Below are 25,927 nucleotides of genomic sequence, written 5' to 3' on the forward strand. Positions count from 1 at the left end.
ATGGTCAAGAATACGGACCGGCCGCCCGGGGGGCAAACCGGCCCGTACGGCCCGGGGCGGGAAGGGTCCCGCCCCGGGCGTGGGCACTACTCGGCCGCCGTATCACCTTCGGCGGCCGCCGCCTTCTTGGCCGCCGCGCTCGTCCGCTTGGTCGCGGTCTTGCGGGCGGTGGTCTTCTTGGCCGCCGTCGTCGTCTTCTTGGCGGCGGTCTTCTTCGCGGCGGTCTTGCGCGCGGCCCGCTTCTTGGGCGCCGGCGCCTCCTCGGCCTCGGCCTCGGCGGCCGGCTCCTCCGCGGGGGCCTCGGCCGCAGCCTCGGCGGCGGCCTCCACCGGAGCCTCCTCGACGGCCGGCTCGACGGCCGGCTCGGCGGCCGGCTCGGCGGGAGCCGCGGCGGCCACGGCGGCGGCCTCCAGGGCCGCCTCCAGCGCCGCGTCGGCCTTCGCCTGCAGCACCACGATCTCGGCGCCCTGCGGCGAACCGGCCGGGGCCGTCGCCTTGCGCACCGCGCGGCGGCGCGGACGGCCCGCCGGAGCGGCCACCGGGGCCGGCTCCGCGGCGGGGGCCTCCACGGCCTCCGTGGCCGCCTCGGCCACCGGCGCCTCGGCGCCCGGGACCTCCAGGGCCAGCTGGCCCTCGATCTCCTCGCGCACCGGCTCGGCCGGGCCCTCCGGGGCCTCGACGAGCTCGACGACCGTCTCCTCCGTCACCGACACGGCCTCGACGGCCTGCGGCTCCTCGTGGCCCGCACCGCCCTTGCCCCGGCGACGGCGCTTGCCGCCGCCCTGGCCCGCTTCGGCGGCCGCGGCCGCCGGGGCGTGGGTGTGGGCGCTCGGCTGCTCCATGTGGACGATCACACCGCGGCCGTTGCAGTGCACGCAGGCCTCGGAGAAGGACTCCAGCAGACCCTGGCCGACCCGCTTGCGGGTCATCTGGACCAGGCCCAGCGAGGTGACCTCGGCCACCTGGTGCTTGGTCCGGTCCCGGCCCAGGCACTCCAGCAGACGGCGCAGCACCAGGTCCCGGTTGGACTCCAGCACCATGTCGATGAAGTCGATCACGATGATGCCGCCGAGGTCGCGCAGCCGCAGCTGGCGCACGATCTCCTCGGCCGCCTCGATGTTGTTCCGGGTGACCGTCTCCTCCAGGTTGCCGCCCTGGCCGACGAACTTCCCGGTGTTGACGTCGATGACGACCATCGCCTCGGTGCGGTCGATCACCAGCGAACCGCCGCTGGGCAGCCAGACCTTGCGGTCCAGCGCCTTCATCAGCTGCTCGTCGATCCGGTAGGTGGCGAACACGTCCACCTCGGAGGTCCAGCGCTGGAGCCGCTCGGCGAGGTCCGGGGCCACGCTGGAGACGTACTCGTGGATCGTCTTCCACGCCTCGTCGCCGGAGACGATGACCTTGGTGAAGTCCTCGTTGAAGATGTCGCGCACGACCCGGACGGTCATGTCCGGCTCGCCGTACAGCAGCGCGGGGGCGTTGCCGGTCGCGGTCTTCTTCTGGATCTCCTCCCACTGCTGCTGGAGGCGCTGGACGTCACGGGTCAGCTCGTCCTCGGAGGCGCCCTCGGCGGCGGTGCGCACGATGACGCCCGCGTCGTCCGGGACGATCTTCTTGAGGATCTGCTTCAGGCGGGCGCGCTCGTTCTCGGGGAGCTTGCGCGAGATGCCGGTCATCGAGCCCTCGGGCACGTAGACCAGGTAGCGGCCGGGCAGCGAGATCTGGCTGGTCAGGCGGGCGCCCTTGTGACCGATCGGGTCCTTGGAGACCTGCACGAGCACGGACTGGCCGGACTTCAGCACCGACTCGATCCGGCGCGGGCCGCCGTGGCCGCCCAGCGAGCCGAAGTTGACCTCACCGGCGTACAGCACGGCGTTGCGGCCCTTGCCGATGTCGACGAACGCGGCCTCCATCGACGGCAGCACGTTCTGGACCTTGCCCAGGTAGACGTTGCCGACGTACGAGGTGGCCTGCTCCTTGTTGACGTAGTGCTCGACGAGCACGCCGTCCTCCAGGACGCCGATCTGGGTGCGCTGGCCGTTCTGGCGCACCACCATGACGCGCTCGACCGACTCGCGGCGGGCCAGGAACTCGGCCTCGGTGATGATCGGCACCCGGCGGCGGCCCAGCTCGCGGCCCTCACGGCGGCGCTGCTTCTTGGCCTCCAGACGGGTCGAGCCCTTGATGGACTGGACCTCGTCGGGGTCGAAGGACGGCTCGGTCGAGCGGCGGCGCGGCTCGCGCACCTTCACGACCGTGCGGACGCCGTCCTCGGTGGTCTCGGCGGCCTCGACCGCACCGGCCTCACCGCTGCGGCGGCGGCGACGGCGGCGACGGCGCGACGAGGACAGGCCGGCGGCCAGGTCGTCGTCGTCGTCCTCGTCCTCCTCGTCGACGGCCGCGGCGGCCGGCTCCTCGGCGGGCTGCTCGGCCTCGTGGACCTCGGCCTCGAACTCCTCGGCCTCGCCACGGCGGCGGCGACGGCCGCCCCGGCGGCGGCGGCGCGACGGACGGCCGTCGTCCTCCCACTCACCCTCGGTCTCCGGACCGGCGGCGGGGGCCTCGGCCACGGCGGCGGGCGCCTCGACCGGGGCCTCGACGACCACCGGAGCGGCCTTGGGCGCGGCCTTGGCGGCGGCCCTCTGGGCGGCCTTGGCGGCGCCCTTCGAGCGGCCCGGCTCGACCCGGGCGCGCACCCGGCGGCGGCGGCCGACGCCGCTGTACTCGTACTCGTCCTCGTCCTCGCGCTCGGCGGCCACCGGGGCCTCCACGGCGGCGGCCGGGGTCTCGACGGCGGCGGGCTGCTGCTGCGTCGACGCCGGGGCGACGAAGGGGGCCGGCTCCTGGAACACCGGGGCCTGGAAGATCGCGGTGGACGGGCGCACGGCGCGGCGGCGCACCCGGTGCGGCGGCTCGGCCGCGACGGCCGGGGCGGGCTCGGCGACCGGCGCGGGCTCGGCGACCGGCGCGGGCGCGGCGGCCTCGACCTCGGCCTCCTCTTCGGCCGGCTCCTCCTCGGCCACGGGCTCCTCGACCGGGGCCTCGACGACCGGCGCGGCCTCGACCACGCGACGGCGGCGGGCGCGGCGGGCCGGCGCGGCGGGCGCCTCCTCCGCGGCGGGCTGCTCGGCCTTCTCGGCCACCGGCTCGGCCACCGGGGCCTGCTCGGCGACGGCGGCGGGCTGGACCTCGGCGGCGGCCGGGGCCTCGGCGGCGGGCGCCCCGGCGGGGGCCTCGGCGCGCTTGCGGGTCCGGCGGGCCCGGACCGGCTTCTCGGCCACGGGGGCCTCCTCGGCCGGAGCCTCGGCGACGGCGGCGGGCTGGACCTCGGCCGGGATCACGGTCTCGGCGGCCTCGGCCGCCGCACCCTGCGGAGCACCCGCCGGGCGGGACACCGCGCGGCGACGGCGGCGCGGCGGCGCGGCGGACGCGCCCTCGCCACCGGTCGCACCGGTGTCGTTCGGTTCCGTCGCAGACTGCTGCGGATCGGTGTTATCGAGCATGCGGGTGGATCTCCCGTCAGGCCCCCGGGCTCCGCATCCGGGCACGGCACGACACCTACGGCCGGCCGGCACCGCTCACGGTGCTCGGGCCGGACCCTTTCACGGTGCCGCCGCGCGGACGCGAGGCCGCACAGGGGCTCGTAGTCTCGCTCGGCGCCCCACGCTCGGCGGGGTGTCGAAAGTCTTCTGGTCTGACCAGTCTTCTGTGGTTTTCCCAAGCTGCGCCGTCCCCCAACCCCGGGTGGCTCCCGGAAGGGGTCCTCGGGCCCGCCGACCGTCCTGGTCGGCGGGCCCCAAGGGGCCGGCCTGTGCTGCGACGACGCTCGCTCCCCTGGGGAGCCGCGGGAACCCCGGAGGACCCTCGGGTCCAGTGAGGCACTGGACCCGGCCTCCGCCCGCTAGGCGGACGCGGTAGCGCGCAGCCCTGCGGCCGGATCTGAGCCGGCCGGGGCCGCGGCGCGGTCGAGCGCCAGCGGGTCGGTCACCGTGCCGGCCTCCTCGTCGAGCGGCCCCTGCGCCAGCCTGGTCACCTCTGCGGGGACCGGCGGCGCCAGGTCGGCCGTCGCACGGAGACCGGACAACACGTCGTCGGGTCGTACGGCTGGTGTGGCGTGTCGTACTACCAGGCGCAGTATCGCACAGGCACGGCCCGTCCGAACATCGTGGGCCGCTCCGGCCTCCGTGTCCGCACCGCCGTCGACCTGCGGCGCGAGGACTTCGAGCGCCGCCACGGCGCCGCGCGCGTCGAAGACGCGCACGCCGTTCTTGGTCTGGCGCTGCACCTCGACCCGTTCCTCGGCGAGGAACACCTCGACCGCGCGGGCCGCCTCCTGCGGCTCGACGCCGTCCAGCCGCACCTGCCACTCGGAGGCCTCCAGGCGCTCCACGAAGTTCGGCGTCCGGACCTCGACCGCGTCGATGACGTCCAGGCCGGCGGGCAGCGACTCGTCCAACTGGGCGCGCAGCGCCTGCGGGTCGCGGACGGCGGCGAGGCCGATCTCCAGGTACTCCGCCTCGCTGGCCACCCCGGTCGGGGCGGCGTTGGCGTAGGACACCTTGGGGTGCGGGGTGAAGCCGGCCGAATACGCCATCGGCACGGCCGAGCGGCGCAGGGCGCGCTCGAAGGCGCGCTGGAAGTCGCGGTGGCTGGTGAAGCGGAGCCGGCCGCGCTTGGTGTAGCGGAGACGGATCCGCTGCACCGTCGGCGCGGGCGGCGGACCGTCGGGCGTACGGCGTGCCAGGTCGCTCAGTCCTTAGTCAGTTGTCCCCGTCCGGCGCGGCGGGTTCCCGCCACTGTCCGGACTCTGTCACCTCAAAGGGTACGCGCCCCGCCGCGCCCCTCGCTCCGCCCCTGGTCAGCCACACACCGACGACCCCCGGCCGGAGCGCTCCGGCCGGGGGTCGTCGGTGTGCCGAGCGACTACTTGTTGACGACCGTCAGCGGCAGCATCTTCTTGCCGGTGGGGCCGATCTGGATGTGCGTGTCCATCTGGGGACACACGCCGCAGTCGAAGCACGGCGTCCAGCGGCAGTCGTCGACCTCGACCTCCTCCAGGGCGTCCTGCCAGTCCTCCCACAGCCAGTCCTTGTCGAGGCCGCTGTCCAGGTGGTCCCAGGGCAGCACCTCCTCGTAGGTGCGCTCGCGGGTGGTGTACCAGTCGACGTCGACGCCGGTGCCGGCCAGCGCCTTCTCGGCGCAGGCCATCCAGCGGTCGTACGAGAAGTGCTCGCGCCAGCCGTCGAAGCGGCCCCCGTCCTCGTAGACGGCGCGGATGATCCCGCCGACCCGGCGGTCGCCGCGCGAGAGCAGGCCCTCGATGATGCCCGGCTTGCCGTCGTGGTAGCGGTAGCCGATGTTCTTGCCGTACTTGCGGTCGCCGCGGATCGAGTCGCGCAGCTTGGCCAGACGGGCGTCGGTGGCCTCGGCGGACAGCTGGGGGGCCCACTGGAACGGGGTGTGCGGCTTGGGCACGAACCCGCCGATGGAGACGGTGCAGCGGATGTCGTTCTGGCCGGTGACCTCGCGGCCCTTCTGGATGACGTTCTTCGCCATCTCGCCGATCTGGAGCACGTCCTCGTCGGTCTCGGTCGGCAGGCCGCACATGAAGTACAGCTTCACCTGGCGCCAGCCGTTGCCGTACGCGGTGGCGACGGTGCGGATCAGGTCCTCCTCCGACACCATCTTGTTGATCACCTTGCGCATGCGCTCGCTGCCGCCCTCGGGCGCGAAGGTGAGGCCGGAGCGGCGCCCGTTGCGGGACAGCTCGTTGGCGAGGTCGATGTTGAAGGCGTCGACGCGGGTGGACGGCAGCGACAGGCCGATCTTGTCCTCGGTGTACCGGTCGGCCAGGCCCTTGGCGATGTCGCCGATCTCGGTGTGGTCGGCGCTGGACAGCGACAGCAGGCCGACCTCCTCGAAGCCGGTCGCCTTGAGCCCGCGCTCGACCATCTCGCCGATGCCGGTGATGCTTCGCTCCCGCACGGGGCGCGTGATCATGCCGGCCTGGCAGAAGCGGCAGCCGCGGGTGCAGCCGCGGAAGATCTCCACGGACATCCGCTCGTGCACGGTCTCGGCGAGCGGGACGAGCGGCTGCTTCGGGTAGGGCCACTCGTCGAGGTCCATGACGGTGTGCTTGGACACCCGCCACGGCACGCCCGGGGCGTTCGGCACGACGCGGCCGATCCGGCCGTCGGCCAGGTACTCGACGTCGTAGAACTTGGGGACGTACACCCCGCCGGTGCGCGCCAGGCGCAGCAGCAGCTCGTCGCGCCCGCCCGGACGGCCCTCGGCCTTCCAGGCCCGGATGATGTCGGTGATGTCGAGCACGGCCTGCTCGCCGTCGCCGACCACCGCGCAGTCCAGGAAGTCCGCGATCGGCTCGGGGTTGAACGCCGCGTGACCGCCGGCCAGGACGATCGGGTCGTCGTCGGTGCGGTCCTTGGCCTCGAGCGGGATGCCGGCCAGGTCGAGGGCGGTCAGCATGTTGGTGTAGCCGAGCTCGGTGGAGAACGACAGGCCGAACACGTCGAAGGCCTTCACCGGCCGGTGGGCGTCCACCGTGAACTGCGGCACGCGGTGCTCGCGCATCAGCGCCTCGAGGTCCGGCCAGACGCTGTAGGTGCGCTCGGCCAGCACGCCCTCGCGCTCGTTGAGCACCTCGTAGAGGATCATGACGCCCTGGTTGGGCAGGCCGACCTCGTAGGCGTCGGGGTACATCAGCGCCCAGCGGACGTCGCAGGCGTCCCAGTCCTTGACGGTCGAGTTGAGCTCGCCGCCGACGTACTGGATCGGCTTCTGGACGTGCGGGAGGAGGGCCTCCAGGCGTGGGAAGACCGATTCGACAGTCATGTACTAGGAACCCTTACGACGTGATTCGGGGCCGCGCGCACCGGCAGGCGACGGCTGGGAGGGGTGACCCTCAAGGGTAGCCCAATCCGGGGAACGACCCGGCGGGCCCGATCGGCGGCCTTCGCCCGCCGGAACGCCCGCGGCGCCGCCCGCCCCGCACGCGCCCCCGCCCGCGGCGCGCACCGGCGCGGCCGGGTCCGTTCGCACCCGCCCCGCACGCACGGTGCGCGCCCGCCGCTGCCGGACCGTCCGCCGTTGACACCCCCGGAGAGCCCGTGCGCTACTGGCAGGGCTCCGCCACCCACCCCTGCACCCCTTCCCGCGCCGGGAGTTGGGCCGTACGCTCGGCCCCCCGCCGACTCCCCACCGGCGACCGACACCGCCCCGGCCCGCGGGCCGCGGCCGGCGGCGCACCCCTCCGCGCCCCGGCGGCCCACGCCCGGGGGCAAGGAGAAGCATGACCGACACCGGCCACCGGGTCCGTCCGCCCCGGTCCCTCGACGTGACGCCGGCCCGCTACCCGACGGTGGCCGGCGCCGAGGCCGCGGCCCGGCGGCTGGCCCGCAGCCACCCCGACCGCTGCCGGCTGCGCGAGGTGGGCCGCTCCCGCGCCGGACGGCCCCTGCTGCTGCTCTCCGTCGACCGCGGCCCGCACACCGTCCTGGCCGTCGGCGGCCCCCACCCCAACGAACCCGTGGGCACCGCCACCGCCGTCCGCCTCGCCGAACTCCTCCTCGCCTCCCCCGCCCGCCCCGGCCTCTCCTGGCACCTCCTGCTGTGCCTCGACCCCGACGGCGCCGCCCTCAACGCCGGCTGGCTCGACGGCCCCCTCACCATGCGCCGCCACTACCAGCACTTCTTCCGCCCCTCCTTCGAGGAACAGCCCGAACTCCTCCCCTCCCCCGCCACCGGCCGCCGCCCCATGCCCGAAAGCCTCGCCCTCACCGCGCTCATCGACGAACTGCGCCCCTTCCTCCAGTGCTCCCTGCACGGCGTCGACTTCGGCGGCGCCTTCGTCCAGCTCACCCGCCCCGTCCCCGGCCTGCCCGAACGCTTCGCCCGCTCCGCCGACCGCGCCGGCCTCCCCCTCGACATCGACTCCTTCGACGCCATCGGATGGGCCAGCCCCGCCCCCGGTACCTACCTCATGCCCACACCCGGCAGCGGCGCCGCCACCCGCGCCCTGCCCGACGAACCCGAACTCTCCACCTGGTCCTACGCCACCCGCCACGGCGGTGCCACCGCCGTCCTCGAAGTCCCCATGTGGTCCGTCGACGCCGTCGCCGACCCACGCCCCCACCCCGCCGTCGGCCCCGCCGTCACCGCCGCCGCCCGCACCCTGCGCGACCGCGCCGAGGAACTCTCCGGACTGCTCGCCCGCGTCCCCGCACACGCCCGCGCCGTGCACGGCCCGCTGGTGCGCGCCGCCGACTTCAACCTGGCGGTCTGCCCGTCGGTCGCGGACGAGTGGCTGGAGCGCTGGTGCGCGGAGCCGCTCACGGTCTCCCGGGTGACGACCGCCGCGATCGTCGCCGCCCGGGTACCGCTGCGCGTCGCGTCGATGCTGCTGCGGCTGCTGGCCGACGTCCGCGGACCGGGCGCGGAGGCCGGCCGCGAGCGCGCCCGCGCCATCGTCACCGAGAGCCTGAACCAGCTGCGCCACCGCTTCGGCGCCCGCTGGGTGCCGGTCGAGCAGCAGGTGGCCCACCAGACCCGCGCCGCCCTCGCCGCCGCCGAGTGCCTGCTCGGCTGACCCTCGACCGCCGAGCCCCATGGAGAGGCCGAGGGCCGGCCCGGGATTCGCTCCCGGACCGGCCCTCGACTCAAGGACTCGCTCTCACGCCGCTATCGGCCGCTGGCTGCGCACCGCCTGGAGCAGCCCTATGGCCATCCACACCGCGAACATCGACGAACCGCCGTACGACACGAACGGCAGCGGGATGCCCGCCACCGGCATGATGCCCAGGCACATCCCGATGTTCTCGAACGCCTGGAACGACAACCACGCGATGACGCCCGCCGCGACGATCGTCCCGTACAGGTCGGTCGCCTGCCGCGCGATCCGGCAGGCCCGCCACAGCACGACGCCGACCAGCAGGATGATCGCCAGCGCCCCGACGAAGCCCAGTTCCTCGCCGGCCACCGTGAACACGAAGTCGGTCTGCTGCTCCGGCACGAACTGTCCTATGGTCTGCGTCCCGTGGAACAGCCCCTTGCCGGTGAGCCCGCCCGAGCCGATCGCGATCCGGGCCTGCGCGGTGTTGTAGCCGACGCCGGAGGGGTCGAGCTGCGGGTTGGCGAACGCGGCGAAGCGGTCGATCTGGTACTTGCTCAGCAGCCCGAACTTCCAGACCGCGAGGGATCCCGCGGTGCCCAGGACCAGCAGCCCGAGGACCCAGCGGTTGGCCGCGCCCGAGCCGAGCAGGATGCCCAGCACGATCGCGGACATCACCATGACCGACCCGGCGTCCGGCATCAGCAGCACGAGGCCCATCGGCAGGCACGCCCAGATCAGGCCCCGGAAGACCGCCCGGTGCGAGGGGAACGCCCGTTCCCCCGCGTCCACCTGGTCCGACAGCACGACCGCCATCGCCAGCACGATCCCGAGCTTCGCGAACTCGGCCGGCTGGACGGAGAAGCCGCCGCCGAGCTGGATCCACGAGTGCGCGCCGTTGATGGTCGAACCGATCGGGCTCAGCGTGGCCATCAGCAGCAGGATCACGGCGACGTAGACGAAGGGCACGAGGGTGCGGAAGCGTCGGCTCCCTATCCCTATCACGACGGCGCACAGCACGAGCCCGACGACGACGTTGGTGAGGTGCCGGTAGAGGAAGTACTGCGGGTCCCCGTGGGTCAGCGAGTCCCGCCCGCGGGTGGCCGACCACACCAGCAGCGAGCTGCCCAGCGAGAGGGTCAGCGCGGCCAGCAGCAGTATCCAGTCGAGCCGCCACAGCGGCGAGTCCTTGGCGAGGGCCTTGGACACCCCGGTGCGCTGCGGCGAGAGCCGCAGCTGCCGGTACGAGCCGTACGAGGTCATGCCCGTCCCCTTCCCGCGCCGCGCAGCGGTTCGAGCGCGGCGCCGGCCGCGGTGAGCAGGGGCGTCGCCGGGCCGGCCGGCGGCGCCGGGTCGAGGAAGACCCGCGGGGAGCCGCCGGTCACGCCCGGGTCGGCGGGGCCGGACGGGTCCTCGACGGTGTACGCGGCCGGCTTGATGATCGCGGTGCCGTCCGGGTTGAACTTCGGCAGCTCGGCCTGCGGTGCGGGCAGCAGAGCCTTGCCGTTGTCGACGTTGCCCTTGTCGTCCACGCCGTACAGCGCCTGGTAGATCCGGCGGATCGCGTCACCGGAACCGCCGGAACCGGTGCCGCCCTGGCTGATCGTCATGACGACCGCGTAGTCCTTGCTGTACGTGGTGAGCCACGAGGTGGTCTGCTTGCCCTCGACCTCGGCGGTGCCGGTCTTGGCGTGCAGCTCGATCTTGCCCTGCGGCCAGCCGGCCCCGGCGAACTTCCAGGCCGCGGTGCCGCTGGTGATGACGCCCGCGGTGGCCTGGTCGATGTAGCCGAGGAGCTTCTGGTCGCCGGGGAACTTGGCGTCCTCGTGCGGGGCGATCTCGCGGACGAGGTCCCCGCCCGGGCTTATCACCGCCTTGGCGACGGTCGGCCGGTAGAAGGTGCCGCCGTTGGCCAGCGCCGAGTAGATCCGGGCCATCTGGACCGGGGTGACGAGGGTGTCGCCCTGGCCGATCGCGAAGTTGACGGCGTCACCGGCGCGCATCTGGTAGCCGTCGACGCAGTTCTCCCGGGCGATCTGGTCGGAGAAGCTGTTGCCGCCCTTCTGCGCCTGCGCGCACCAGGCGTCCTTGTTGTTGTCGTAGAAGGACTGCTTCCACTGCCGGTCCGGCACCCGGCCGGGGACCTCGGCCGGCAGGTCGATGCCGGTCTTGGCGCCGAGGCCGAACTCGTGGGCGGTCTTGAAGAACCAGTCACCCGGGTCCTTCTTCGGCTTGATGCCGCCGTCCTTCATCCACTGGTCGTACGCCAGGCCGTAGAAGACGGTGTCGCAGGAGACCTCCAGCGCCTTCTCCAGGGAGATCGCGCCGAAGTTCTCGCTCTCGAAGTTCTTGAACTCGCGGCCGCCGATGGTCATGGACTTCGGGCAGTCGTACCGGCCGTCGAGCGAGTAGCCGGCCTGCACCGCGGCGGTGGTGGAGACGACCTTGAAGGTCGAGCCGGGGGCGGACTGACCCTGTATGGCCCGGTTCAGCAGCGGGAAGTTGGAGTCCTTGCTGGTCAGCGACTGGTAGTCCTTGCCGCTGATGCCGCCCACCCAGAGGTTGGGGTCGTAGGTCGGGGCGCTCGCCATGGCGACGATCCGGCCGGTGTGCACGTCCATCACGACGGCGGCGCCGGAGTCGGCCTCGTAGTTGCGGTTGGTGACCTTGTCGAAGGTGTTCCTGGCGTCGTTCATGGCCTGCGCCAGGTTGTCCTCGACGACCTTCTGCACCCGGGCGTCGATGCTGGTGACCAGGTTGTTGCCGGTCTGCGGGGCCACCGTGCCGGCGGTGCCGATCACCCGGCCGAGGTTGTCCACCTCCAGCTTGGTGACGCCGGCGGTGCCGCGCAGGTCGCGGTCGTAGACCGACTCCAGGCCGGCCCGGCCGATCTGGTCGGCCGGCAGGTAGCGGTCCAGGCCGGTCTTGTCGGCGGTCTTGCTGACCTCGTCGTCGGTGACGGGCGAGAGGTAGCCGAGCACCTGGGCCATGTTGGCGCCCTCGGCGCCGGTGTAGCGCCGGACGGCGGTGGGCTGCGCGGTGATGCCGGGGAAGTCCTCGCGGCGCTCCATTATCTGCATCGCCTGCTGGGTGGTCGCCTCCTTGGTGACCGGGATCGGCTGGTAGGGCGAGCCGTTCCAGCAGGGCTGCGGCGTCTTGGCGTCGCAGAGCCGGACCTTCTCCTGCACGTCCTTGGCCGGCATGCCGAGCACGTCGGCGAGCCGGGTGAGCGCCGCCTTGCCGCCGTCCTTCTGCTGGAGCAGCGAGGTGCGGCTGACGGAGACCACCAGGCGGGTCTCGTTGCCGGCCAGGATCCGCCCGGAGGCGTCCAGGATCTCGCCGCGCACGGCGGGCTCGACCACTTCGCGGATGTGGTTGCCGGTCGCCTTGGCGGTGTAGACGCTGGCGTTGCGGATCTGCAGGTACCACAGCCGCCCGCCGAGGGTGGCGAGCAGCGACAGCACCAGGATCTGCAGCACCACCAGACGGATCGTCACCCGCCGGGTTCGGCCGGTCTCGGGGATGTTGCTCACGTCTCGTGCGCTCCAGGGTGCGGGAGGGTCGGGAGGTCGGGGGCCGCGGGGGGCGGGGTTACGGGCGCCGGGCGAAGCCGGGCACGCGCCGCTTCTTGTAGCCGGGGCCCGCCGAGACCTCACGGGTGGTGCGGTAGCGGGCCAGCGTGCCCAGGCCGGGGCCGCCGTCGTCGTCGTCGCTGGCGGCGGTCACCGGGTCGCGGCCGAAGCGGCGGCCGAGCAGCATCACCAGCGGCACGACGAACGGTGCCAGCAGCAGGTCGTACAGCAGGGCGCTGATCACCAGGCCGCCGAGCCCGACGTGCCGGGCCGCGGTGTCGCCGACCAGCGCGCCGACCATCGCGTACAGCACGGTGGAGGCGACGGCCGCGGCCGCGACGACCAGCAGCGCGCTGGAAACGGACCGCTGGCGGCCGTGCTCCGGGCGCAGCAGTCCGGCGGCGTAGCCCATCAGGCAGAGCACGAGCGCGTAGCGGCCGATCGCGTGGTCGGACGGCGGCGCGAGGTCGGCGAGCAGTCCGGCGCAGAAGCCGACGACGCAGCCGCCGGTGGGCCCGTAGACCATGGCGAGGCCGACGACGACGAGCAGCAGTATGTCCGGGGTGGCTCCGGGGAGCTGGAGCCGTCCGAAGACGCTGACCTGGAGGATCAGGCCGAACAGGATCAGGACGGCGGAGACGGGGATGCGGGCGAGGCGCATGGCTCAGTTCCCCCCAGTGGGCTTGGCGGGCGGTGCGACGGGAGCCGTGGTGGCGGGCGCCGCCGGTGCGGCGGGAGCGGCCGGGGCCTGGCTCTGGCCGGGTGCCGTCGCGGGCGGCAGCACGCCGTCGCGCGGGTCGGTGCGCGGCGGCACGACGACGACGCCGACCAGGTCCAGCCGGGTGAACTGGACGAACGGCTCGACCAGGACGGTCTTGGTCAGCTGGCCGGCGTTGGCCTGGACCTCGACGACCTTGCCGACCGGGACGCCGGGCACGAACGGGCGGCCGCTCTGCGAGCCGAAGGTGACCAGCCGGTCGCCGGCCTTGACCTGCGCCTTCCCGTTGAGCAGGGAGACCTTCATCGGGCTGTCGCCGCCGCCGGAGGCGAAGCCGATCTCCCCGCTGCCCTCCAGCCGGGCGCCGGCGGTGAAGCCGGGGTCGGAGGCGAGCAGGACGGTCGCGGTGGTGGGGGCGACGGTGGTGATCCGGCCGACCAGGCCCTGGCCGTTGATGACGGTCATGTCGCGGGTGAGGCCGTCGTCGCTGCCGGCGTCGATGGTGATGGTCCAGGAGAAGCCCTGGGCCGGGCCGATCGCGATGACCTGGGCGGCCTTGACGGTGTATCCGCCGGCGCCGGCGGTGCGCAGCAGGTCGTCGAGCTGCTTGGTGCGGCCGGCGGCCATGTCGGAGGAGGCGAGTTTCTGCCGCAGTTCGGTGTTCTCGCGGGCGAGCTGGTCGGTGCGGCCGCTGTTGGTGGCGGCGTCGCGGAAGGCCCGGACGGTGTTGGCGACCGGGTCGACGAGGGTGGATGCGCCGCGCTCGACCGGGCCGAGGACTCCGGCGGCGGCGCGCCTGGCACCGCCGAGCGGGGAGCTCTCACCGCCCTTGATGTCCACGGTGATGAGCGCGAAGGCGACCGCCACCAGCAGGATGAGCAGCAGCCGGCTCTCTCGTGTGTCCCTCACGGTGCTGGTACTGCCCCTTCGTACCTGGCCGGCCGCCGGGGCTGTGGGGCCCGGGCGGCGGCGGCCCGTTCAGTTGAGTGTCGGATGTGTCGTCGGTGCTAACGGCGCGGCTGCGCGTCGAGTACCTGCTGGAGCGCCTCGAACTCCTCGACGCACTTGCCGGAGCCGAGCGCCACCGAGTCGAGCGGGTTCTCGGCGATGTGGATCGGCATGCCGGTCTCGCGGCGCAGCCGCTCGTCGAGGCCGCGCAGCAGGGCGCCGCCGCCGGTGAGCACGATGCCGCGGTCCATGACGTCGCCGGCGAGCTCGGGCGGGCACTGGTCGAGGGTGGTCTTGACCGCGTCGATGATCGAGTTGACCGGCTCGTCGATGGCCTCGCGGACCTCGGCGGCGGAGATGACGACGGTCTTGGGCAGGCCGCTGACGAGGTCGCGGCCGCGGATCTCGGCGTGCTCGTCCTTCTCGCCCTCCAGGCCGTAGGCGCTGCCGATGCTCATCTTGATCTGTTCGGCGCTGCGCTCGCCGAGGAGCAGCGAGTACTCCTTCTTGATGTGCTGGACGATCGCGTTGTCGAGCTCGTCGCCGGCGACCCGGATGGACTGGGCGGTGACGATGCCGCCGAGGGAGATGACGGCGACCTCGGTGGTGCCGCCGCCGATGTCGACGACCATGTTGCCGGTGGCCTCGTGGACGGGCAGTCCGGCGCCGATGGCGGCGGCCATGGGCTCCTCGATGATGTGCACCTGGCGCGCGCCGGCCTGGGAGGAGGCCTCGATGACGGCGCGGCGCTCGACGCCGGTGATGCCGGAGGGCACGCAGACGACGACGCGGGGGCGGGCGAGGTAGCGGCGGCGGTGGATCTTGAGGATGAAGTAGCGGAGCATCCGCTCGGTGATCTCGAAGTCGGCGATCACGCCGTCCTTGAGCGGGCGGATGGCGACGATGTTGCCCGGGGTGCGGCCGATCATCTTCTTGGCCTCGGCGCCGACCGCGAGGATGCCGCCGGTGTTGGTGTTCACCGCGACGACGGACGGCTCGTTGAGCACGATCCCCTTGCCCCTGACGTACACCAGCGTGTTGGCAGTTCCGAGGTCGATCGCCAAGTCGCGGCCGATGAACGACAGGTTGCTCGCCATGGGGTGTAGGTGCCTTCCCGGGCTCGGAGTTCATGAGGGGTGGACGACTGCGTGCGCCCACGCTTGGGCGGAGACCAGCTGAGCTGCCTTACCGGGCCCTTGAGTCGCGTCCATCGTAGTCACGCCTCGCGGTACGGACGTGGACGCGGGGCATGCCGTCCATTGTCCGGAGCGTGATCGCTTCTCCGAGGATTGGGACGCCGTGTCGGCACTCCCAGTTCCCTATTTCACGATAAGAATGCCCCGGCCGGGCCAATGGTCCCGACCGGGGCAGTCCTTAGGTCCTCCGGGTGTGTCGCCCGGGCCGGCTCAGGCGTGCGCCGGGAAGAAGATCTTGATCTCGCGCTCCGCGGACTCGGGCGAGTCGGAGGCGTGGATCAGGTTCTCGCGGGTGATCGTCGCGTAGTCGCCGCGGATGGTGCCGGCGCCGGCCTCCAGCGGGTTGGTGGCGCCGGCCAGCATGCGGATGCCCGGGACGACGTCCTCGCCCTCGACGATCAGGGCGATCGACGGGCCGGAGGTCATGAACTCCAGCAGCGGCTCGTAGAACGGGCGGCCGACGTGCTCCGCGTAGTGCTGCTCCAGCGTCGCCCGGTCGAAGGTGCGCAGTTCGACGGCGACGAGCTGCCAGCCGGCCTTGCGCTCGATGCGGCTGATGATCTCGCCCGCCAGGCCGCGGCGGACGGCGTCGGGCTTGAGCAGGACGAGAGTGCGCTGGGACACGGTGCGTCTCCTGGGGAATCGGTTCGGCATACGGTATGCGGTACGGCAGAGGTTACCTTGCGTGAACGACCCGCCGGTTGCGCTGGTCTAGGCCTCCGCGGCGGCCGCGAAGGCGGCGGCGCGGGCGGCCTTGAACTCGTCCACCTTGCGGCCGTAGTGCACCGAGCACCACCACAGGGCGGCGAAGACCACGCCGAGGCCGAACATCGTCGGCAGGACGAAGCCGCTGGCGATCAGGCCGACCTGCAGCGCCCAGCCGAGCGCCACCGCACCGGGCCGGTTGATCATGCCGCACAGCGCGATGCACAGCGCCATGGCGATGCCGCTGACGATCCAGACCGCGGCCGTCGAGACGCTGGAGAGCCGCATCGCGACCAGCGCCGCGAACATGATCAGCAGCGCCTCGCCGATCAGCGTCGAGGAGCAGAGCGTCCTCATCTTCACTTCCTCCCGAGCAGCAGGCGGGCCTCGCCCACCGTGATGACCGAACCGGTGACCAGGACCCCGGCGCCGCCGAGGTCGCCCTCCTCCTCGGCGAGGGTGACGGCGGCGGCGATCGCGTCGTCGAGGCGGGGCTCGACCTGGACGCGGTCCTCGCCGAAGACCTCGACGGCGAGCGCCGCCAGCGCGTCGACGTCCATCGCCCGGTGGGTGGAGTTCTGGGTGATGACGACCTCGGCGAGGATCGGCTCGAAGGCCTCCAGCACGCCGGCCACGTCCTTGTCGCCGGAGGTGCCGATCACACCGACCAGGCGGGTGAAGCCGAAGGACTCGGTGATCGCGGCGACGGTGGCGCGGGCGCCGTGCGGGTTGTGCGCGGCGTCCAGGATGATCGTGGGGCTGCGGCGGACGATCTCCAGGCGGCCCGGCGAGGAGACGCCGGAGAAGGCCTGGCGGATCTTGTCCACGTCGAGCTGCCCGCCACGGGCACCGCCGACGCCGAAGAAGGCCTCGACCGCGGCCAGCGCCAGCGCCGCGTTGTGCGCCTGGTACTCGCCGTGCAGTGGGATGAAGACGTCCTCGTACTCCTCGCCGCCGAGCCCGCGCAGCGTCACCAGCTGTCCGCCGACGGCGAGTTCACGGCGGATCACGCCGAACTCCATGCCCTCGCGGGCGACCGTGGCGTCCACCTCGACGGCCCGGCGCAGGATGACCTGGGCGGCGTCCAGCTGCTGCTGGGCGACCACGGCGACGGCGCCGGACTTGATGATCCCGGACTTCTCGACCGCGATCTCGCCGGTGGTCCCGCCGAGCTTGTCGGTGTGGTCCAGCCCGATCGGGGTGATCACCGCGACGGCGGCGTCGATGACGTTGGTGGCGTCCCAGGAGCCGCCCATGCCGACCTCGACCACGGCGACGTCCACCGGGGCGTCGGCGAAGGCGGCGTAGGCCATGCCGGTCAGCACCTCGAAGAAGGACATCGGCACCGGCTGCTGCGCGTCGACCATCTCCACGTAGGGCGCGATGTCGCGGTACACCTCGACGAAGCGCTCCGGGGCGATCGGGGCGCCGTCCAGGCTGATGCGCTCGGTGACGGTCTCCACGTGCGGGCTGGTGTAGCGGCCCGTGCGCAGCTCGAAGGCGTTGAGCAGCTGCTCGATCATCCGGGCGGTGGAGGTCTTGCCGTTGGTGCCGGTGATGTGGATGGAGGGGAAGGACCGCTGGGGCTGGCCCAGGATGTCCATCAGCGCCTCGATCCGGTCGAGCGAGGGCTCCAGCTTGTTCTCCGGCCAGCGCTTGGACAGCTCGACCTCGACGTCGCGCAGGGCGTCGCCGGTGCCGCCGTCGGCGGGGCGGAGGGTGTACGGGTTCGGGTCGGCCTTGTCGCTCACGACCACAGTCTACGGAGGGTCGGCGGCCCGTCCTCACAGGGTGAGGGCCGGGGTGAGAACGACCACTTTGCCCGGTCTTGGCCCACGGTTCCCAGTTCACCCCCCTTGCTATCGATTCAGCGAATTTTTACCGCAATTAACCATCGATTCGCATCTCCAGGGAGCCAATTGCCTTTGATCATCGGGAGCGCCGCGCCATGCCCGACGCCTGCACGACTGGATCGCCCTCCGGCACGACACGATCGTCCGGTTCGCCGGACTGATCTCACTGCTGCTCGTCGCCTACATGGTCCTGGTGTTCGGCCGCTTCCTGGTCTACTGGGCCGGCTCCCGCCACGCCTTCAGGCGCAACCGCCCCGCCGAGCCCGGCGACCCCGCCGCCTTCCAGCGGCACCTGGTCATCCCCTGCCGCGACGAGGAGGCCGTGGTCGCCCAGACCCCGGCCGGCCTGCGCACCTCCGCGCCCGAGGCGCACCTGTGGGTCGTCGACGACGACAGCGAGGACGCCACCCGCGAGCTCGTCCTGGCCGCCACGGCCCACGACGACCGCGTCCACCTCGTCCAGCGCCGCCGCCCGCACGCGCGGATCGGCAAGGGCGCCGCCCTCAACGCCGCCTACCGCGAGATCTCCGCCCGGCTGCCCGAGGACGCCGACCGCTCCCGCGTGGTGATCGGCGTCGTCGACGCCGACGGACAGCTCGGCGCCGGCACCCTCGCGCAGGTGTGCAGCGACAGGGCACTCGGCCGCCCCGACACCGGCGCCGTCCAGATCGGCGTGCGGATGGGCAACGCCGACCACGAGCTCCCGCTGCCCGGCCGCGGCCGCACCGCCAACGCGTTCGCCCGCGCGCTCGTACGGATGCAGGACGTCGGGTTCCAGGCCAACAACGCCGGCATGCAGCTGCTGCGCCGGCGCACCGGCAGCGTCGGCCTCGGCGGCAACGGCCAGTTCGTGCGCCTCACCGCCCTCGACTCGCTCACCGCCGAGGAGGGCCGGGCCGGCCGGCCCTGGCCCGAGCGCGCCCTGCTGGAGGACTACGAGTCCGGCCTCGACCTGCGCCTGGCAGGGTGGCGCCTGACCCGCGTCACCGAGGCCCAGGTCTCCCAGGAGGCCCTGGTCTCGCCGCGCCGCTTCCTCACCCAGCGCACCCGCTGGGCCCAGGGCAACATGCAGAGCGGCTGGCCCGGCTCGCCGCCACCCCGAGCCCCTACGGCGACGGCCCGGCCTCGGCACGCATCGCCGAACTCACCGCCCGGATCGCGAAGTTCGCCCGGCCCGAGGGCGTCGCCGGCCAGGGGCGGCGTGACGCCGATCGCCGGCCGGGCTTGACAGCCGAATTGGTCTACTCCACCTTGTGAGGCAAGTCTCCGTTCCCGACCGGGACTTGAGTTGTCGGTAGCTCCCGCACGCGCACCATCGACACCCCGGACGGCGGCACCCCCACAGCACGCCGCCGGGCCTCCCCCACAGGAGATGGAGTCATGCCACCTGCCCGACACCGGCGGCGCCCGCGCGCCGTCCGCACCCTGCTCGCCGGGGCCGGCGCGATCGCGCTGGGCCTGAGCGGACTCGTCCTCGTCACCGGCACCGGCGCCCGCGCCGCGGACGTCGACCTGATCACCAACGGCGGCTTCGAGGCCGGTGCCCTCACCGGCTGGTCCTGCACCGGCGGCACCGTCCAGAGCGCGACCGTCCGCTCCGGCTCGTTCGCGCTGCGGTCCACCCCGGGCGCGGGCGACACCGGCGAGTGCACGCAGACCGTCGCCGTGAAGCCCTCATCGGCGTACACGCTGAGCTCCTGGGTGCAGGGCTCGTACGTCTACCTCGGCGCCCGCGGCACCGGCGGCACCGACCCCAGCACCTGGACGACGTCGGCGGGCTGGGCACAGCTCAGCACCGGCTTCACCACCGGCCCGACCACCACGAGCGTCACCGTCTACCTGCACGGCTGGTACGGGCAGGCGGCGTTCCTGGCCGACGACGTGTCACTGGTGGGCCCCGGCGGCCCGCAGCCGTCGCAGAGCCCGACGCCCCCTTCGTCCCCGAGCCCGACCGCCACGGCGACCGCGACCCCAACCGCGACGGGCACCCCGACCGGCACCCCGACCAAGCCGCCGGGCCTGCCCGGACACCTGCTCACCGGCTACTGGCAGAACTTCGACAACGGCGCCGCCGTCCAGCGCATCAGCGACGTCCCGGCCGCGTACGACATCATCGCGGTCGCCTTCGCCGACGCCACCACCACGCCGGGCGCACTGAGCTTCACCCTCGACCCGGCCCTGTCCTCGCGCCTCGGCGGCTACACCGACGCCCGGTTCAAGGCCGACATCGCGGCCAAGCGGGCGGCCGGCAAGCGGGTCGTGCTCTCGGTCGGCGGGCAGAACGGCACGGTGTCGGTGGCCGACCCGGCGTCGGCGGCGAACTTCGCGAGCTCCGCGTGGTCGCTGATGCAGACCTACGGCTTCGACGGGATCGACATCGACCTGGAGAACGGCGTCAACGCGACGTACCTGGGCCAGGCGCTGCACGCGGTCGCGGCCAAGGCCGGCAGCGGGTTCGTCCTGACCATGGCGCCGCAGACCATCGACATGCAGTCGACCGGCATGGAGTACTTCAAGCTGGCGCTGAACGTGAAGGACGTCCTCACCATCGTCAACATGCAGTACTACAACTCCGGCACGATGAACGGCTGCGACGGCAACGTGTACGCGCAGGGCACCGAGAACTTCCTGACCGCGCTCGCCTGCATCCAGCTCCAGGGCGGACTGCGGCCCGACCAGGTCGGGCTCGGGGTGCCGGCCTCGACCAGCGCCGCGGGCGGCGGGTACGTGAGCGCGGGCGTCGTCGACGACGCGCTGGACTGCCTCGCCGCCGGCACCGACTGCGGCAGCTACCGGCCCGCCACCACCTGGCCGGGGATCGGCGGGGCGATGACCTGGTCGACCAACTGGGACGCCTCGGCGGGCAGTCCGGTCGCGAACACCATCGGCGCGCACCTGCACGCCATGCCGTGACCCCGGCCCGGAAGCCCGTGCCGGAGCCGGCCCCGGCTCAGACCCCGGCCCGGGCCTCCGGCACGTGCGCCGCACCGCCGCCGTGCCGGCGGCGCAACTCGGCGGTGATCTCGCCGAGTTCGCCCTCGGGCAGGAACGGCAGCATCATCGCGACGCCCTGCAGCAGGCCGCCGAGCAGGAAGGTGGTGTCGGCGTTGGCGGCGACCAGGCCGCGGACCTCCGCCACGTCCCCGACGGCCACGGCCTCGATCAGCCGGGCGGCGTCGGCGGTCTCCTCGTCGACGCAGACCGCGCCCGCGTCGGCCGGGGCGCGCCGGGCCATCGCGCGCAGCACCTTGTCGCCGACCGCGGGGGCGTAGGCCTTGCGGACCGCCTCCGCGGCGATCCAGGCGAGCAGGGTCGTCACCTCGCGCTCGGCGTGCTCCGCGAACAGCACGTCGAGCTCGTGGTCGAACGCGAGCTGGTTGCCGTGCCGGAACGCGAGCAGCAGCGTCGCCGCCCTGGCCTTGGCCTCCTCGACCGCCTCGGCAGGAAGTTCGTCGACCAACTCTTCGGTCACCACCACGCCATGCCCTCCCGTCCGTTGGCTCAGCGAAACGCCCGGCAGAAGCCCGCAGGAGCGCACCGCGCAAACTCAGAGCACACCGTACACATCCGACCTGCAAACTTCCGAGAACCCGCGCTGGCAAGACCGGAATGAATTCGAGCGGAATAGGACCTTACCCGGTCCAGGATGAATATTCGCCGGAAGGGAGCAATGTTGCTGGGCTATTCGGTGTAAACGACGGAGGGGCCGTACTCCGCTGGTCGCGGAATACGGCCCCTCGTCGTGGGCCGGCGGGGCGGCTCAGCCCTGCGGCAGCGCCGCGAGCTGGGCGGTGATCCGGGCGATGTCGGCCTCGGCGGCCTCCAGGCGGGTCCGGATCTTGGCGACCACGTCGTCCGGTGCCTTGGCGAGGAACGCCTCGTTGCCGAGCTTGCCGGTGGTCTGGGCCTTCTCCTTCTCGGCCGCCGCGAGGTCCTTGGCGAGGCGCTTGCGCTCCGCCGCGACGTCGATGGTGCCGGAGAGGTCCAGCGCCACGGTGGCACCGGCGACCGGGAGCGAGGCGGTGGCCGCGAAACCCTCCTCGGGGGCGGTCAGCCGCAGCAGCGAGCGGATCGCGTCCTCGTGGGCGGCCAGCGCGGTGCCGTCCAGCTCCAGGGCGGCCGGGACGCGCTGGCCCGGCTTGAGGCCCTGGTCGGTGCGGAACCGGCGGACCTCGGTGACGACCTGCTGCAGCGTGGCGATCTCCGCCTCGGCAGCGGCGTCGCGGAAGCCGCTGTCCTGCGGCCAGTCGGCGATGACGACCGACTCGGCGCCGGTGAGCGTGGTCCACAGCGTCTCGGTGACGAAGGGCACGATCGGGTGCAGCAGGCGCAGCGTGACGTCCAGGACCTCGCCGAGCACCCGGCGCGCGGCGTCGGCCTGCGGGCCGCCCTTGGCCAGGGTGGTCTTGGAGAGCTCGACGTACCAGTCGAAGACCTCGTCCCAGGCGAAGTGGTACAGCGCCTCGGACAGCTTGGAGAACTGGTAGTCCTCGTACAGCCCGTCCACCTCGGCGACGGTGCTGTTCAGACGCGACAGGATCCAGCGGTCGCTCGCGGTCAGCTCCTCCGGCGCGGGCAGCGGGCCCTCGACGGTGGCACCGTTCATCAGCGCGAAGCGGGTCGCGTTCCAGATCTTGTTGGCGAAGTTGCGGGCCGCCTGGACCCAGTCCTCGCCGATCGGCACGTCGACGCCGGGGTTGGCACCGCGCGCGAGCGTGAAGCGCAGCGCGTCGGAGCCGTACTTGTCCATCCAGTCCAGCGGGTTGACCACGTTGCCGAAGGACTTCGACATCTTCTTGCCGTTCTGGTCACGGACCATGCCGTGCAGCGCGATGGTGTGGAACGGCGGGGTGCCGTCCATCGCGTAGAGGCCGAACATCATCATCCGGGCGACCCAGAAGAAGAGGATGTCGTAGCCGGTCACCAGGACGGAGTTCGGGTAGAACTTCGCGAGGCTCTCCGTCCGCTCCGGCCAGCCGAGCGTCGAGAACGGCCACAGGCCGGAGGAGAACCAGGTGTCCAGGACGTCGGTGTCCTGGTGCCAGCCCTCGCCGGCGGGCGGCTGCTCGTCGGGTCCGACGCAGACGACCTCGCCGTTCGGGCCGTACCAGACCGGGATGCGGTGGCCCCACCACAGCTGGCGCGAGATGCACCAGTCGTGCAGGTTGTCGACCCAGTCGAAGTAGCGCTTCTCCATCTCCTGCGGGTGGATCTTGACCTTGCCGTCGCGGACCGCGTCGCCGGCGGCCTTCGCCAGCGGGCCGACCTTGACCCACCACTGCATGGAAAGCCGCGGCTCGATGGTGGTCTTGCAGCGCGAGCAGTGGCCGACCGAGTGGACGTACGGGCGCTTCTCGGCGACGATCCGGCCCTCGGCGCGCAGCGCGGCGACGATCGCCGAACGGGCCTCCAGGCGGTCCAGGCCGAGGAAGGGGCCGTGCACGGTGATGACGGCGTGCTCGTCCATCACGGCGATGTTCGGCAGGCCGTGGCGCTGGCCGATCTCGAAGTCGTTCGGGTCGTGCGCGGGCGTCACCTTGACGGCGCCGGTGCCGAACTCCGGGTCGACGTGGGTGTCGGCGACGATCGGGATGCGGCGGCCGGTGAGCGGCAGCTCGATCTCGGTGCCGACCAGGTGCTTGTAGCGCTCGTCCTCGGGGTGGACGGCGACCGCGGTGTCGCCCAGCATCGTCTCGGCGCGCGTGGTGGCGACGACGATGGAGTCCTCGCCCTCGCCGTAGCGGATCGAGACCAGCTCGCCGTCGTCGTCCTGGTACTCCACCTCGATGTCCGAGATGGCGGTCAGGCAGCGCGGGCACCAGTTGATGATGCGCTCGGCCCGGTAGATCAGCTCGTCGTCGAAGAGCTTCTTGAAGATGGTCTGGACGGCCTGGGAGAGTCCCTCGTCCATGGTGAAGCGCTCGCGCGACCAGTCCACGCCGTCGCCGAGGCGGCGCATCTGGCCGGAGATCTGGCCGCCGGACTCCGCCTTCCACTTCCAGACGCGCTCGACGAAGGCCTCGCGGCCCAGGTCGTCGCGGGACTTGCCCTCCTTGGCGAGCTCGCGCTCGACCACGTTCTGGGTGGCGATGCCGGCGTGGTCCATACCGGGCTGCCAGAGCGCCTCGTAGCCCTGCATCCGCTTGCGGCGCACCAGCGCGTCGATCAGCGTGTGCTCGAAGGCGTGGCCCAGGTGCAGGCTGCCGGTCACGTTCGGCGGGGGGATGACGATCGTGAACGGGGGCTTGTCGCTCTTGGCGTCCGCGGTGAAGTAGCCACGCTCTACCCAGCGCTCGTACAGCTCACCCTCTACGTCCGCGGGGGTGTAGGTCGTCGGGAGGGTTGCCGCATCGTCCCCGGTGGTGCTCACGGGGCGCTGGTTCGTCGTGTCGGTCACGACGCACAGTTTACGTAACCGTGGGCTCGGGTTACGAACCGCTTTCGGTCCGCGGACACCGCGCTCCCGACCGGGGCGGCCGTGGGCGGCGTGCGGTACCGTGCCCGGACAATCGTCCGGATTTCCGGACGTACACGGGAACAATTCCACACCAGACAGGCCGCGGGTGCGGCGGGGGAGCACAGACAGATGTACGGCCAGGGTCAGCAGTATCCGCAGGGACAGCCGCAGCCCTACGGGGGACAGCCCCCGTACGGCGCGCCGCAGCCGCCGCAGCAGCCGTACGGGGCGCCGCAGCCCCAGTACGGCTACCCGCCGCAGGGCCAGCCGCAGTACGGAGCGCCCCAGCAGCCCTACGGCGTGCCTCCGCAGGCCCCGTACGGCCAGCCGGGGTACCCGCCGCCGCCGAAGAAGGGCAAGGGCGGCCTGGTGGTCGGCCTGGTGATCGGCGCGCTCGTGCTCGGCGGCGGCGGCTTCGCCGCGTGGAAGGTCCTCGGCGGCAAGGACTCCTCGGGCGGCAACTACAAGCTCTCCGCCCCGCAGTCGCTGCCGGACGGCTACGTCAAGAAGTCGTCCGACGAGAAGCCGGCCGACCCCAACAAGCCCGAGTCCGCGAAGTACGGCTCGAACCTCACCGGCGTGATCGCCAGCTACACCAAGGGCGCCGACCCGCTCGACACGATCTCGGTGATCGGCATCTACGGGCAGCTGAACAACCCCGACCAGATCATCCAGGAGTCGAAGCAGGACAGCGGCGGCATCACCTGGACCACGCCGATGACGGACTACCCCGCGAACGACAGCACGAGCTCCGCCGCGAAGCTCGCCTGCGGCGCCACCAGCATCATCGGCAAGCCCGGACCCGTCGTCTGCGTGTGGGCCGACAAGTCCACCTACGGCCGCGTCAGCTTCAACCACGTCAGCATCACCGGCACCGCCCCGACCCCGCTCTCCGCGGCCCAGGCCGCGGAGAAGACCCGCGCCATCCGCGACGCGATGAAGGTGGCCAAGTGACCGACCAGAGCCCGTACGGCGCCCCGCCGCCGCCTCCCAACCAGCCCTACGGCGCCCCGCCGCCGCCCGCCGGACAGCCGTACGGCGCCGTGCCGCCGCAGGCACCGCCGCCCGGCTACCCCGCGCCCGACCAGGCCGGCTACCCCGGGTACGGCATGTACCCGCCGCCCCCGCCCCGCAAGTCGCACAAGACGCTGTGGATCGTCCTCGGCTGCGTCTTCGGCGTGCTGCTCCTCGGCGGCGGCGCGCTCGCGTACTTCGTCTTCGACCTGACGAACAACGCGGGCACCCAGAAGATCGTGATGCCGACGGCCTTCAAGGACCTCAAGGCCAACGACGACCCGACCACGACCCAGAAGATCCAGGACGAGATCACGTCCAAGATCGGCAACGGCGACGGCAACTGGAAGCCCACCGGCGTCGCCGCGGTCTACCAGGACGCCGACTCCGACCCGCAGCTGGTCGCGGTCGGCGTGTACGGAAAGGTCCTGCTGCCCAAGCAGGAGCTGGACCAGATGTTCCAGGGATTCTCCGGCTCGGGCGGGCAGGTCAGCGACCGGCACGCGGTCGACCCCGGTCCGAAGGGCGGCACCATGGAGTGCGGGACGTCCGTGGACGGCGACACCAAGATGGCCGTGTGCGCCTGGGCCGACAGCAGCAGCCTCGTGATGGTGCTCAAGGGCGCCGACGACGGCACCCAGCCGGACGTGGACAAGCTCGCCGCCGACACCCGCGACCTGCGCGCGGTCGCCGAGGTGCCGAAGTAACCCCAGGCCCCGTCCACCGGACCTCCGAACGAACGAGAGGGCCCCGCACCGTCGTGGTGCGGGGCCGCCCGCCGACGGCATCCGCGCCGAGGTGCTCTACGAACTCGGCTGCTCGGCGCTGCTCACCG

The 25,927-nt window shown here is 72.6% G+C and carries 18 protein-coding genes; 5 read left to right on the plus strand and 13 right to left on the minus strand.

The genetic code is table 11. The features are described from left to right. Window positions 1-86: 86 nt before the first annotated feature. The 3 genes from AB0C76_RS35195 to AB0C76_RS35205 all read right to left on the minus strand — a co-directional run bounded on the left by AB0C76_RS35195 (window position 87) and on the right by AB0C76_RS35205 (window position 6,855). On the minus strand, window positions 87-3,506 hold the full coding sequence (locus AB0C76_RS35195; protein WP_359973522.1) for an Rne/Rng family ribonuclease: 3,420 nt from the start codon (window positions 3,504-3,506) through the stop codon (window positions 87-89). Between the two features lie 398 nt (window positions 3,507-3,904). Continuing rightward, window positions 3,905-4,705 (minus strand): TIGR03936 family radical SAM-associated protein, encoded by an 801-nt coding sequence (locus AB0C76_RS35200; RefSeq protein WP_359973524.1) that lies wholly within the window; start codon window positions 4,703-4,705, stop codon window positions 3,905-3,907. A 221-nt stretch (window positions 4,706-4,926) separates the two neighbouring features. After that, a complete protein-coding gene (locus AB0C76_RS35205; RefSeq protein WP_359973526.1) occupies window positions 4,927-6,855 on the minus strand; it encodes a TIGR03960 family B12-binding radical SAM protein in 1,929 nt (642 codons plus the stop codon). Window positions 6,856-7,312: 457 nt separating this feature from the next. On the opposite strand from AB0C76_RS35205, the gene AB0C76_RS35210 reads away from it, so the two are divergent. Further along, on the plus strand, window positions 7,313-8,608 hold the full coding sequence (locus tag AB0C76_RS35210) for a M14 family zinc carboxypeptidase (RefSeq protein ID WP_359973528.1): 1,296 nt from the start codon (window positions 7,313-7,315) through the stop codon (window positions 8,606-8,608). Between the two features lie 84 nt (window positions 8,609-8,692). Here the strand turns inward: AB0C76_RS35210 and rodA are convergent, their stop codons facing one another. From rodA to AB0C76_RS35250, 8 genes are all read right to left on the minus strand, one after another. Beyond that, window positions 8,693-9,892, minus strand: coding sequence for a rod shape-determining protein RodA (rodA, locus tag AB0C76_RS35215; protein ID WP_359973530.1), 1,200 nt, complete (start codon window positions 9,890-9,892; stop codon window positions 8,693-8,695). Then, on the minus strand, window positions 9,889-12,162 hold the full coding sequence (mrdA, locus tag AB0C76_RS35220; protein ID WP_359973532.1) for a penicillin-binding protein 2: 2,274 nt from the start codon (window positions 12,160-12,162) through the stop codon (window positions 9,889-9,891). Before mrdA ends, rodA begins: the two co-directional genes overlap by 4 nt. Window positions 12,163-12,220: 58 nt before the next feature. After that, a complete protein-coding gene (gene mreD / locus AB0C76_RS35225; RefSeq protein WP_359973534.1) occupies window positions 12,221-12,862 on the minus strand; it encodes a rod shape-determining protein MreD in 642 nt (213 codons plus the stop codon). A 3-nt stretch (window positions 12,863-12,865) separates the two neighbouring features. Then, window positions 12,866-13,828: a rod shape-determining protein MreC gene (gene mreC, locus AB0C76_RS35230; RefSeq protein ID WP_359973536.1), complete on the minus strand. Its 963-nt coding sequence runs from the start codon at window positions 13,826-13,828 to the stop codon at window positions 12,866-12,868. 98 nt (window positions 13,829-13,926) lie between these two features. Further along, entirely contained in the window at window positions 13,927-14,952 is a 1,026-nt protein-coding gene (locus AB0C76_RS35235) for a rod shape-determining protein (protein WP_329931217.1), read from the minus strand. 321 nt (window positions 14,953-15,273) lie between these two features. Next, a complete protein-coding gene (ndk, locus tag AB0C76_RS35240) occupies window positions 15,274-15,687 on the minus strand; it encodes a nucleoside-diphosphate kinase (protein WP_359973538.1) in 414 nt (137 codons plus the stop codon). 87 nt (window positions 15,688-15,774) lie between these two features. Next, window positions 15,775-16,125 carry a DUF4233 domain-containing protein gene (locus tag AB0C76_RS35245; protein ID WP_359973540.1) on the minus strand — a complete coding sequence of 117 codons (351 nt, stop codon included), beginning with the start codon at window positions 16,123-16,125 and terminating at the stop codon, window positions 15,775-15,777. Window positions 16,126-16,127: 2 nt separating this feature from the next. After that, on the minus strand, window positions 16,128-17,519 hold the full coding sequence (locus tag AB0C76_RS35250) for a folylpolyglutamate synthase/dihydrofolate synthase family protein (protein WP_359973542.1): 1,392 nt from the start codon (window positions 17,517-17,519) through the stop codon (window positions 16,128-16,130). 286 nt (window positions 17,520-17,805) lie between these two features. Between AB0C76_RS35250 and AB0C76_RS35255 the strand changes: the two genes are divergently transcribed. Then, a complete protein-coding gene (locus tag AB0C76_RS35255; protein WP_359973544.1) occupies window positions 17,806-18,849 on the plus strand; it encodes a glycosyltransferase in 1,044 nt (347 codons plus the stop codon). A gap of 152 nt (window positions 18,850-19,001) precedes the next feature. Then, a complete protein-coding gene (locus AB0C76_RS35260; protein WP_359973545.1) occupies window positions 19,002-20,534 on the plus strand; it encodes a glycosyl hydrolase family 18 protein in 1,533 nt (510 codons plus the stop codon). A 37-nt stretch (window positions 20,535-20,571) separates the two neighbouring features. Here AB0C76_RS35260 and AB0C76_RS35265 read toward each other — a convergent pair whose 3' ends face one another. Together AB0C76_RS35265 and AB0C76_RS35270 are read right to left on the minus strand one after the other, a co-directional pair. Continuing rightward, a complete protein-coding gene (locus AB0C76_RS35265) occupies window positions 20,572-21,099 on the minus strand; it encodes a hypothetical protein (protein ID WP_329931159.1) in 528 nt (175 codons plus the stop codon). Between the two features lie 282 nt (window positions 21,100-21,381). Continuing rightward, window positions 21,382-24,018: a valine--tRNA ligase gene (locus AB0C76_RS35270; protein ID WP_359973547.1), complete on the minus strand. Its 2,637-nt coding sequence runs from the start codon at window positions 24,016-24,018 to the stop codon at window positions 21,382-21,384. 189 nt (window positions 24,019-24,207) lie between these two features. Here AB0C76_RS35270 and AB0C76_RS35275 point away from each other — a divergent pair, with 189 nt between their 5' ends. Together AB0C76_RS35275 and AB0C76_RS35280 are read left to right on the plus strand one after the other, a co-directional pair. Continuing rightward, window positions 24,208-25,032 carry a hypothetical protein gene (locus AB0C76_RS35275; protein WP_359973549.1) on the plus strand — a complete coding sequence of 275 codons (825 nt, stop codon included), beginning with the start codon at window positions 24,208-24,210 and terminating at the stop codon, window positions 25,030-25,032. Continuing rightward, window positions 25,029-25,799, plus strand: coding sequence for a hypothetical protein (locus AB0C76_RS35280; protein ID WP_359973550.1), 771 nt, complete (start codon window positions 25,029-25,031; stop codon window positions 25,797-25,799). Before AB0C76_RS35275 ends, AB0C76_RS35280 begins: the two co-directional genes overlap by 4 nt. Window positions 25,800-25,927 lie beyond the last annotated feature (128 nt).

This window comes from Kitasatospora sp. NPDC048722 (assembly GCF_040650235.1).
In the GTDB taxonomy this organism is placed as follows: domain Bacteria; phylum Actinomycetota; class Actinomycetes; order Streptomycetales; family Streptomycetaceae; genus Kitasatospora.